The organism is Streptomyces beijiangensis, assembly GCF_017315755.1.
GTDB classification, from domain to species: Bacteria; Actinomycetota; Actinomycetes; order Streptomycetales; family Streptomycetaceae; genus Streptomyces; species Streptomyces beijiangensis.
On the sequence record NZ_JAFLRJ010001719.1, the window covers coordinates 1 to 239 of the forward strand.

The 239-nt window shown below is 43.1% G+C and carries 1 protein-coding gene; it reads left to right on the plus strand.

Translation table 11 applies throughout. The annotated features are described in order from the left end of the window. On the plus strand, nt 1-239 hold a 239-nt coding region (locus J0695_RS46690), incomplete at both ends, for a YdcF family protein (protein ID WP_206970286.1).

Below are 239 nucleotides of genomic sequence, written 5' to 3' on the forward strand. Positions count from 1 at the left end.
ATCAAAATATGCTTTTCTCCAAACAACTGATGGACTCATTATCAGACGGCAAATACAACAGCATCTTCACAACAAACAATTTCCACCTGTTCCGCGCCAGCCTATATGCAAAACGAGCAGGCTTAAAGAGCCAGGGGATCGGTTCAAAAACCGCTTTTTATTATTGGCCGAACGCCATGATCCGTGAATATATCGCTGTTGTTGTAATGAATCGTAAACGGCATAGCATTGTCGTAGGC